This window comes from Pseudomonas sp. LAIL14HWK12:I10 (assembly GCF_900184205.1).
GTDB classification, from domain to species: Bacteria; Pseudomonadota; Gammaproteobacteria; order Pseudomonadales; family Pseudomonadaceae; genus Aquipseudomonas; species Aquipseudomonas kermanshahensis.
Genome location: NZ_FXWU01000005.1, coordinates 334,226 through 345,034 on the forward strand (window position 1 = coordinate 334,226; position 10,809 = coordinate 345,034).

9 protein-coding genes are annotated in these 10,809 nt (G+C 59.2%); all 9 read left to right on the forward strand.

Annotated features, from left to right (window positions below):
- The first annotated feature begins 103 nt into the window (after positions 1–103).
- Positions 104–1,717 carry an ATP-dependent acyl-CoA ligase gene (locus tag QOS90_RS14050; protein ID WP_033695118.1) on the forward strand — a complete coding sequence of 538 codons (1,614 nt, stop codon included), beginning with the start codon at positions 104–106 and terminating at the stop codon, positions 1,715–1,717.
- Between the two features lie 90 nt (positions 1,718–1,807).
- A complete protein-coding gene (locus tag QOS90_RS14055) occupies positions 1,808–3,172 on the forward strand; it encodes an MFS transporter (RefSeq protein ID WP_025754668.1) in 1,365 nt (454 codons plus the stop codon).
- Positions 3,169–4,350: a thiolase family protein gene (locus tag QOS90_RS14060; RefSeq protein WP_027915661.1), complete on the forward strand. Its 1,182-nt coding sequence runs from the start codon at positions 3,169–3,171 to the stop codon at positions 4,348–4,350. Before QOS90_RS14055 ends, QOS90_RS14060 begins: the two co-directional genes overlap by 4 nt.
- Entirely contained in the window at positions 4,338–4,652 is a 315-nt protein-coding gene (locus tag QOS90_RS14065) for a Zn-ribbon domain-containing OB-fold protein (protein WP_027915662.1), read from the forward strand. The genes QOS90_RS14060 and QOS90_RS14065 overlap by 13 nt, the downstream gene beginning before the upstream one ends.
- Positions 4,653–4,783: 131 nt before the next feature.
- On the forward strand, positions 4,784–6,127 hold the full coding sequence (locus tag QOS90_RS14070) for an OprD family outer membrane porin (protein ID WP_050587353.1): 1,344 nt from the start codon (positions 4,784–4,786) through the stop codon (positions 6,125–6,127).
- Positions 6,128–6,218: 91 nt separating this feature from the next.
- Positions 6,219–7,454 carry a dienelactone hydrolase family protein gene (locus QOS90_RS14075; protein WP_025754664.1) on the forward strand — a complete coding sequence of 412 codons (1,236 nt, stop codon included), beginning with the start codon at positions 6,219–6,221 and terminating at the stop codon, positions 7,452–7,454.
- The gene (locus QOS90_RS14080; protein ID WP_196759860.1) at positions 7,451–8,170 is read left to right on the forward strand and encodes an SDR family NAD(P)-dependent oxidoreductase; all 720 of its coding nucleotides are present in this window, start codon (positions 7,451–7,453) and stop codon (positions 8,168–8,170) included. Before QOS90_RS14075 ends, QOS90_RS14080 begins: the two co-directional genes overlap by 4 nt.
- 348 nt (positions 8,171–8,518) lie before the next feature.
- The gene (locus QOS90_RS14085) at positions 8,519–9,979 is read left to right on the forward strand and encodes a 2-hydroxymuconic semialdehyde dehydrogenase (RefSeq protein ID WP_027915665.1); all 1,461 of its coding nucleotides are present in this window, start codon (positions 8,519–8,521) and stop codon (positions 9,977–9,979) included.
- A gap of 15 nt (positions 9,980–9,994) precedes the next feature.
- Entirely contained in the window at positions 9,995–10,804 is an 810-nt protein-coding gene (locus tag QOS90_RS14090) for a 2-keto-4-pentenoate hydratase (protein WP_027915666.1), read from the forward strand.
- Positions 10,805–10,809 lie beyond the last annotated feature (5 nt).

Consider the following 10,809-nt stretch of genomic DNA (forward strand, 5'->3'; position numbering starts at 1 on the left):
CCGTTTATCAATTGTATAATTGCCATGAATTTGACTTATAGGGTACAGGTTCATAGACTTCGGAACAACAGCGAGGCGATACAACAATCTGAGGCTTTGAGTGATGGACACAGGTTTTTGCAAACAACAAGCAGTTGGCGGGGCATTAACACTTCCGGTGCTGCTGTTGAAACGTATTGAACGCAGCCCTGAAACGGCGCTTTTTTCCGACCGAAGCTGCACTTGGACTGCTGCGCAACTTGTCGACGTGATAGGACGGCGTGCCACAACACTCGCGGAATATGGGATAAAGCGTGGAGATCGGGTTGGATTGATGTGCGCCAACCGCGCCGAGTTCCTTGAAGTGCTGTTGGCATGTGGTTGGCTGGGCGCGGTTGCGGTGCCTATTAATACCGCCTGTCGGGGCATGCAGTTGAATCATGTGCTGGCTAATAGTGGGGCGCGCTTATTGGTCAGTGAAGAGGTCAATCTGGATGTGCTCGCGGCACTTGATTACTCTGCGCTTGCTGTCGAAGCCCTGTGGGTCCTTTCGCCGCAAGGCGATGTCAACGCGGTTTGGCAGGAGCGGTTGAGGGTGCGGTCGATGCCCCCTCGCAGTGCGTCCATGGCCCCACCTGCAGTGCTCGAGGATGGCGACCCGCTGGTTATCCTTTACACCTCCGGGACTTCCGGGTTGTCCAAGGGCGTGATCTGCCCGCACGCCCAATTCTTTTGGTGGGGGCTGAATACCGGTGGCGACCTACAGGTGCGCCCCGGGGATGTGCTGTATACATGCCTGCCGTTGTTCCATACCAATGCATTGAACGCCTTTTTCCAGGCCTTGCTGCACGACGCACAGCTGGTGGTAGACAAACGTTTTTCCGCTAGCGGCTTCTACCAGGCGCTTGCGGAAACCGGGGCCACAGTGACGTATCTGCTGGGAGCCATGGTGCCTATCCTTCTCAGCCGTCCGCACAATGAGCTCGAGCGCGCGCATAACGTGCGTGTCGCGCTAGCCCCAGGCGTCCCTGAACAGTTCCACGCCCCGTTTATTCAACGCACAGGCATAGGCCTCATCGATGGTTATGGGGCTACCGAAACCAATGCCGTGATTGGAGGGACTCTGGAGAATCAGCGGCCTGGTTTTATGGGCCGATTGGCCAAAGGCTTCAGTGCCCGGGTGGTAGACAGCCAGGATCAGCCGGTAGCGGATGGCGAACCAGGAGAGCTTGTATTGCGCGCTGAGCAGCCCTTCGCTTTCGCCTGCGGCTACTTTGGTATGCCGGAAAAGACTGTCGAAGCCTGGCGCAACCTGTGGTATCACACCGGCGACCGGGTTGTGCGCGATAGCGACGGCTATTTCCGCTTTGTTGACCGCTTGAAGGACACAATCCGTCGCCGTGGAGAGAACATCTCGTCTTTTGAGGTGGAGCAGGTTCTGTCGAGCCACCCCGCGGTGGAGCTCGTGGCGGTATATGCGGTGAAATCCGAACTGGCGGAAGATGAAGTCATGGCATCTATCGTCATCAAGGAGGGGACTACGCTCGATCCATTGGAGCTGACGCAATATTGTGAGTCACGGTTGGCGTATTTCGCCGTGCCGCGTTACTTAGATTTTGTTATCGAGTTGCCGAAAACCGAAAACGGCAAAGTTCAGAAATATAAATTGAGAGAACTCGGCGTTACCGCCAGTACATGGGACCTAGAGTGCTCCGGCTACAGGCTTAAACGCGCCTAATCATTTAGCTTTGACTGCCGTGCAATAACAAAAGATGCAACAACAATAAAAATAGCGTTCATAAATATTCAGTCATTGACGGAGACGGCCATGACGGGCACGCATTCGCTTGAACTATCAGATAACCAGTCGGAGCACAGTCATGTTTCCGCTGCAGTTGATAACCGAGTACCGATCGACAGTAAGACCTTTCGCAAGATCGTCTTGGCTTCTGTCACTGGCACGGCGTTGGAGTGGTACGACTTCTTTCTCTACAGCACAGCGGCGGCGCTCATATTCGGGGAATTGTTTTTCCCCAAGGGCACCGATCCACTGGTGGGTACGATCGCGGCACTGGCCGGGTTTGCATTGGGTTTTCTCGCGCGGCCTTTCGGTGGGGTGATATTCGGCCATATCGGGGACAAGTACGGTCGCAAAAAAGCCTTGGTATGGACGCTCTCTATCATGGGCGGGGCAACTTTCTTGATCGGATTGTTGCCCACCTACGCTCAAGCGGGCATGTGGGCGCCCGCGTTGCTACTGCTGTTACGTATCTTGCAGGGCATCGCAGCAGGAGGCGAGTGGGGCGGTGGCGTGCTGATGATCAGCGAGTCGGCGCCACCTGAGCGCCGCGGCTTCTACGCTTCGATTAGTCAGATCGGAGTGGGCGGTGGGTTTGTCTTGTCCGCAGCGGTGTTCTATCTAGTCCAGTTGTTGCCGGAGCGGGATTTCCATAGCTGGGGTTGGCGCATTCCGTTCCTTATCTCGATCGTCATATTCGTCCTGGGCGTCTACATTCGCCGGACATTGCCAGAGAGTCAGGATTTCCAGCGAGCTGAGGCAACGGGCAAGACGGCGCATATGCCCGTGCTGGATGTGTTGCGCAGATATCCGCGGGAAGTGCTGATGGCCATGGGGTTGCGAGTGGCTGAAAACGGCGGCTCCTACATCATGCTGGCGTTCGCTCTTGTCTACGGCAAGTTTCTTGGCGTGCCCAATAGTGTGATGCTGGCGGGAGTCACGTTCTCCACGTGCGTGGAGTTGGTGGCCATGCTGTTCTGGGGGCGTTTGTCGGACCGCATAGGTCGCAAGCCGGTATATATGGTGGGTGCCTTAGGGATGGTGCTAATGGCATTCCCATTCTTCTGGTTACTCGAGACCCGAGAGCCTGCCTGGATCTGGCTCGCCTTCCTCATTGGCAATGCCATCTGCCACGGGGCCATGATCGGTACGCAGCCTAGTCTTATGGGCGAACTGTTCAGCACTGAGGTCCGCTATTCCGGAATGGCTCTCGGGCACGAAGTCGCCTCGGTATTCTCCGGTGGCCTGACGCCGATGATCGCTACCGCCTTGCTGGCGCATTACCAGGCTAGTTGGCCAGTTTCTCTGATGATGATGGCGCTGGGGCTGATCACAGTCATCTCTCTTTGTTTCACCAAGGAGACCCGCGTGCGGGCCAAAGGAGGGCGGTCATGAACCGGTCAGCAAGCAATGACGCCGTGGCGCTGATCGCCGGGGCCCTGGAAGTACCTTACAACCGGCGCGGCACGGGTGAGTCGACGTCGCAACTGCTCGGCAGGGCGGTGCAGCAATTGCTGCGCCAGGCAGGCGTGGCAGCGCATGAGGTCGACGGCCTGGGCGTGGCATCCTTCACCCACCGGCCGGACAACGCCATCGATCTGGCGTGGCGCCTCGGGCTGACCCTGACCTGGTGCATGGATGACCGCAATGGCGGGGCTAGCGCGATCAATATGCTGCAGCATGCCGTGCGTGCCATCCAGCACGGTGATGCCAACGTGATCGTACTGGTGGCCGGTGATACGTTCACCCCGGAGGATTTCAAGACTCTGGTCGACCATTACAACCGGACCACCGAGGAGTACCTCAAGCCGCTTCAGCACGGCGGGCCCAATGGGGTGTTCGCGATGCTCACCCAGCGTCATGCGCAACGCACCGGCCTTGGCCGCGAAGACTATGCAGAGCTGTGCATTGCCCAGCGAGCCTGGGCGCAGCGCAACCCGCTGGCGGTCTACCGCGAGCCGCTGACCATCGAGCAGTACCTTGAGGCGCCCATGGTGGCCGACCCGCTGTGCCGGTTTGACTGCGTACCGGTAGTCAATGGCGCCAACGCCATCCTGCTGACCCGCGCCGACCTCGCCCGCAACACGGTCAACGTGGCGGTGCGTGCAGTAAAGGCGCTGCACAACGATGACCACCAGGCTGGCGATGGCCTGCAGACGCCGCTGGCAAAGATTGCCGACACGCTGTGGGACCGCGCCAATACCGGGCCTGATGCCATGGACCTGGCGTGCGTGTATGACGACTATCCGGTCATGGCCCTGATCCAGCTCGCCGACCTGGGCTTCGTCCCCGACGACGATTACCGGCGAGCGCTGCGGCGGATAGGCCGTTTCGAACTGCCGGTGAATACCTCGGGCGGGCAGCTCTCGGCCGGCCAGGCGGGCGCGGCGGGGGGTATGCATGGGTTGGTCGAAGCTATTACCCAGCTGCTTGGCGACGCCGGTCAACGCCAGGTCAGCAATGCGCGCCTGGCGGTGGTGACCGGCTATGGCATGGTCCAGTATCGCTACGGCATGTGCGCCAACGCGGTGGTGCTCGAACGGTGGCAAGGGGGTGTGGCATGGCGTTCATGATCCAGCAATGTGTCGGTTGCGGCCAGGCCAGTTTCCCGCCGCGTTACAGCTGCCCGCGCTGCGGTGAGGCGCAGTGGCAGGAAGTCTCTGCCGGGGCCGCCCGGATTGCTCAGGCTACCGTGGTGCGCGCGCGGATCGGGATCGCTACCGCAGAGCTCCTGCACCTGGCTAGTGTCGAGCTGAGCGATGGGCCAGTGGTAATTGCCCAGACTGCAGAGCCTTTGCCTCCAGGCACCTTGGTAGAGCTCGCCATAGATGAATATCGGCGAATCGTAGCCCACCCGGCCGACCGCGACTTGTAATCAACAACTGTTCGAGCCGACCTCGATCGCCGAAGCGTGCGTCGTCGGCCGACCCCCAGCTAGTCATTCCCTGACCATGCATGGCCTCAAGGCCTTGCGCGTGGTGCACGTGAGTACCCAGGAGTGTGGTTATGCCTGCAGTGATCGATTACCGACTAGTGTCTGGCTTAGGGCTGGCGCTGGCTTGCCAACAGGCCTTGGCAGATGAACTATGGGCCGATGCTTCAACATATTTTCAGCAGGGAAGCTTGTCCGGTTTAACCCGGAACTTTTATCTCAACCGCGACTTCCGCAACGGTGGTGCCAACCGCCGATCAGGCACCGTTAACGGTTATCGCGCGGAGTGGGCCCAAGGCTTAACTCTGGACTACATCTCCCCGTTCACGACTGGTGTTGTCGGCTTGGGATTCGACGCGCATCTGTATGCGGGATTGAAGCTTGACAGTGGTCGTGGCAAGACCGGCACCAACCTGCTTCACGTCAACAACGACGGTGATGTGGCGAATGAGTACAGCGTGGGCGGCGGTGCGCTCAAGCTCAAGTACCGTGAAATGGTGCTCAAATACGGCTCCATGGAATTGCGCACCTCTCCGGTGTTACTCACCGATGGTGGCTCCGGGCGCCTGTTGCCGCAAACTGTGACAGCATGGCAGCTCATCAGTCGCGATCTGCAGCCGCTAACCTTCGATGCCGCCCACATCACCGCCGGCAAGGCGCCTTCGGAGAACCGCAACGACAGCACGCTACGTTCCCTGTATGGCGCTACGGAGACGGATACGGTCGATTATCTCAGCCTGAATTATGAGCAGGGCGCAGTCAAAGGCTACCTCAGCACTCAACGTGCCGAAGATCTTTGGCGCCAGGATTACCTGGGGTTTCGCTACTTGCCTGCCCTCGTCGAGGGGCTGACCCCAACCTTGAATTTCAGCATGTACCGAACGGTCGACATCGGTGCCGCCCATGGCGGGCCCATCGACAACTTAACCTGGTCCTTTGCTCCGGGCGTCAAGTTCGGTGCCCATTCCCTCATGCTTGCATACCAGAAGGTGCAGGGCGACACGCCCTTCGATTATATGGCGTTCCGAGACGGGCAAACCACCGTGGCACAGCTGGCTAACAATGTGCAGCTCAGTGACTTCAACGCGCCCAACGATCGGTCCTGGCAGGTTCGTTACGACTATGACTTCAGTGCGCGTGGCGTGCCTGGCCTGAGGTTCATGATTCGCTACATGCAGGGACAGGGTGGCAAAGGCTCCGATATCGAACCGTACAGTTCCTACTATCCCCTCGGCTTTCGAGATGGGGGGCGCCACTGGGAACGCAATATCGAGATGCAATATGTCGTGCAAGACGGGCCGGCGAAAAACCTCAGCTTGAGAGCGCGGTACGGCGTGCACCGCGGTAATTCGGCTGAGCCACGCGGTGACATGGATGAGATTCGCCTGATCACCGAATTCCCTTTCAAGCTGCTGTAGATGGCGCCGTTGGCAATGCTTCATCAAAGCTGCTTCGCCAAGAATTCATGTAGAGCAATGTCTGTCCGCTTACCGTAGAAGGAGTAATGAGATGAGCAAATACATCGATATTCAGGCACGAGACCAGGCTGGAAGTTTCAAGGGATATCTGGCGCTGCCGCCTGAAGGCAAGGGGCCAGGCATCGTGTTGGGCCAAGAAATATTTGGCGTGAACGCCAACATGCGCGAGGTGGCGCAGATGTATGCCGAGGAAGGTTATGTGGTTCTGGTGCCCGACTTGTTCTGGCGTCTACAGCCGGGTATCGACCTGGGCTATACCCCCGCAGATTTCGATAAGGCTTTGAGCCTCTACACCGCACTGGACCTGGACAAGGCCGTAGACGACATCGCCGCCGCCTTCGACACGCTGCGGGATCTGGCCGAGGTCACCGAGCCCGCCCTGGGCTTCGTGGGCTATTGCCTGGGAGGCAAACTGGCCTACCTCACCGCCACCCGTACTGATGTCGCGGTTGCGGTGGGCTACTACGGCATGGGTATTGAGCAATACCTGGATGAAGCCGATGGCCTGAGCGGTGGGCTGGTGCTGCATCACGGCGAACTGGACGGGCTGTGTGACGCCACGACCCGTGCGCGTATCGCCGAGGTGCTGCGTGGCCGCCCAGGCGTAGAGCTGTATACCTACGAGGGTGCTGACCATGCCTTTGCCCGCCTGGGCAGCGATCACTTTCACAAACCCTCGGCCCTCATGGCTCATGGGCGCACCATTGGCGCATTGAAGAAGTACATCGGGCCGGCCTACAACCTTTCAGACCTGTGGGACGAGCACATCCACCATGAGTTCGTTACCCGAGACGTGCCGGCCACCCTGAAGACCATGGTCGCCGAGCCTTACGTGAACCATATTCCGACGCTGACCGGCGGGGTGGGCAGCAAGCAACTCGGACGCTTCTATCAGCATCACTTTGTCCACGCCAACCCCGAGGACACCAAGATGATTCCGGTTTCTCGCACGGTCGGCGCCTACCAGGTCGTCGATGAATTCATCATGTCTTTCACCCACACCTGCGAAATGGACTACATGCTGCCTGGGATAGCACCTACCGGCAAATACGTGGAAGTACCCATGGTGGCGGTGGTCAACTTCCGCGGCAACAAGCTATACCACGAGCATATCTACTGGGACCAGGCCTCTGTGCTGGTACAGATCGGCCTGCTCGATCCAGAAGGGCTACCGGTGGCGGGCATCGAAACGGCCAAGAAATTGCTCGATGAATCGCTGCCTTCGAACACGCTGATGGCCCGCTGGGCCAAAAGTGAGCACCTGTGAGCGCCATCACGACTGTGGGCAAGGAGGTCCTGATCACCGGCGCCAACGGAGGGTTGGGCCTTGCCTTGATCGAAGCGTTTTTGGCTGCGGGGGCAAGTCGTGTCTACGCCGCTTGCCGTAACCCTGAGCGTCTGCTGTTCGATCATCCGCTGGTGGAGGCGGTGGATCTGGACGTCACCGACCAGCAGCAAGTCGCGCAGGTGGCGAGCAGGGTACGGGTCGATATCCTGGTGAACAATGCTGGCCTCAATAGGCAGCAGCGGTTGCTGGGCACCGAGGACTCCGAAGCCGCTGCCCAGGAAATGGCCGTCAACTACTTCGCCACGCTCGCGATGATGCGTGCCTTTGCGCCGACGCTTGTCGAGCGCACTGGCGCTATCGTCAACGTGCTCTCGATTCTGGCGCGGGTGGCGTTGCCAGCCATGGGGTCGTTGTGTGCGTCCAAGGCGGCCGCGTTGCGCCTGACCGAGGCCGCTCGGGCCGAGCTGGCCGGCCAGGTGCAGGTGATGGCGGTGCTCCCCGGTGCGATCGATACCGCGATGAGCCGTGACGTTGCGGGTGCCAAGGCCAGTCCTCGGGACGTGGCCGATGCGATCGTAGCGGGGTTGGCCAGCGGTGCCACGGAGGTCTATCCCGACCCCATGGCACTGGACGTTGCGCACAAGCTCGCCGCCAACCGGGCAAGTACGCAGGCCTACTTCGCCCGGCACCTTTAAAAGGGCCGCATCGGGAGTGCTGCTCAAGTGTGCAGCACCACCGCAAGCGATGCTGCACGCTCGGGCTGACTGCAACGCGCTGGCCTACTGGCTGAGATGAAAAGTCGCGGCGGCTTGAGCATTACCTGCAGGCTTACAAGCAAAACCCGAAGTTGTTTGGGTGGCGCAATTAAGTTGCGGGCATCGTTAACATGAAAGTTGCAGTGAATTACTAAAGCGCACTCACATCCATAGCTTTGCCTGAAATTCATGTATTCCGAGTTCTGATACCCGAAGACGATATTTCTATTATTAATTTATATATGACGTCCCTAAACTCATTGAAAACATCCTGCTCAGGAGGGCGCTGTGTCCAAACATTTGCTACGTCACTATATCGCTGGGACTTTCGTCGAGAGCAGCCGCAGGTTCGACAACATCTCTCCTGTCAATGGGAGCCTATTGGGCCAGGTATGTGAGGCTGGTGAAGATGAAGTGAATGCTGCAGTCGAAGCGGCGGCAGGCGCTCAATTGGGGCCGTGGGCTGGATTCAGTACTGCCCAGCGGGCTGATCTGCTAGAGCGGATCGCCGATGGCATCGAGCGTCGATTTGAAGACTTCGTGGATGCCGAAGTCGCTGATACTGGTCGGCCCGTGCATCAGGCGCGCAGCCTGGATGTTGCACGGGGCGTGCAGAACTTCCGTACCTTCGCTGATTTAGTGCGACACGGCGGTAGCGAGCTTTTTGAAATGCGCACCGGCGATGGTACGGATGTGTTCAGTTATACCGTGCGTAAGCCGCATGGCGTGGTGGCCATCATCTCGCCGTGGAACCTACCGCTGTTGCTGCTTACCTGGAAAGTCGCGCCAGCGTTGGCCTGTGGTAATTCTGTGGTTGTCAAACCGTCGGAAGATACGCCTTCCAGTGCCACCCTGTTGGCCGAGGTCATGCACGAGGCCGGTGTGCCCGCCGGTGTATTCAATCTTGTGCATGGCTTTGGCCCTGATTCTGCCGGTGAGTTTCTCACTCGCCACCCTGGCGTCAATGCCATCACCTTTACCGGTGAGTCGCGCACCGGCTCGACCATCATGCGCGCTGCTGCCGAGGGCGTACGTGAGGTGTCTTTCGAACTGGGTGGCAAGAATGCCGCAGTCGTTTTTGCCGATTGCGATTTTGATGCGGCAGTTGCCGGTGTGCTGCGTTCCAGTTTCACCAATTCTGGCCAGGTCTGCCTATGCACGGAGCGGGTCTACGTCGAGCGGTCGATCTACGAGCGCTTTGTCGCGGCGCTCAAAGCAGGCGCCGAGAAGCTGAAGATCGGCTATCCCGACGAAGACGGCGTGAACATGGGGTCGCTGATTTCCCATAAACACCGCGACAAGGTGTTGGGCTACTTCCAGTTGGCTGTGACAGAGGGCGCGACAGTGGTCAGTGGCGGCGGTGTGCCGACATTTGGCGACGAGCGCGACCAGGGCGCTTTTATCCAGCCGACTATCTGGACCGGCCTTACCGATGACGCTCGCTGCATTCGCGAAGAAGTGTTCGGTCCGGTCTGTCATATCGCGCCCTTCGATAGCGACGAGGAAGTGCTGCAACGCGTTAATGATTCGGCCTACGGCCTGGCTGCTTCTCTGTGGACTCGCGATCTGAAGCGGGCCCACCGTCTCTCTAGACGTATCCATGTCGGCATGGTGTGGGTCAATACCTGGTTCCTGCGCGATCTGCGTACGCCTTTTGGTGGCGCACGCTTGTCTGGGCTTGGCCGCGAAGGAGGGCGCCACTCGCTGGATTTCTATTCCGAGCTCACCACCATTTGTGTCAATCCGTAAGGACAGGAGAACTCCATGCATCCAGCAATCGCTGAAGCAGCAGCGTGTTTGCGCCAGGCTCGTGAACAGGGCAGGCCCTGTGCGCCAGTACGCGAACTCATCGAGCGTGCGGCTGTCGAGCAAGATGAATCCGCGCTAAAGCAGGCTTACGCCGTGCAACAGTACAACAACGCCGCCGACATTGCCGCAGGCTGGAACCCGGTAGGTCACAAGATCGGTTTGACCTCAAGTGTTGTCCAGCGCCAGTTGGGGGTTGACCAACCGGACTTTGGTCGGCTGTTTGCCCAGATGGCCCGAGGTGACGGCCAGTCTATCAGCTGGAGTGAATGCCAGCAGCCCAAGGTAGAAGCAGAGATCGCCCTGGTTCTGGAGCGCGATCTGTGCAATGAGCGCCAGACCCTGGCCGACATTATCCGTGCCACTGCTTTCGCCCTGCCGGCCATCGAAATCGTCGGCAGTCGAATCGCCAACTGGGACATCAGTTTGCTCGACACAGTCGCAGACAATGCTTCGTCCGGGCTGTTTGTCCTGGGCAGTCAGCCGGTATCCCTGGGGCAATTGGACCTGGTCAATTGTGGCATGCGCCTGAGTCTACGCGGCGAACCGGTATCGGTCGGAGCCGGTGCAGCCTGCCTGGAAAACCCACTGAATGCGGCGGTGTGGCTGGCCAATACCATGGTCCGTCTCGGCGAGCCATTGCGTGCCGGTGACGTGGTGTTGACCGGTGCCTTGGGACCTATGGTGCCGGTGAGCCCGGGAGATGTGTTTACCGCTGAGATCCAGGGCTTGGGCCGCGTCACTGCGTCCTTTGCTCAAGCCGAGTAAGGGGG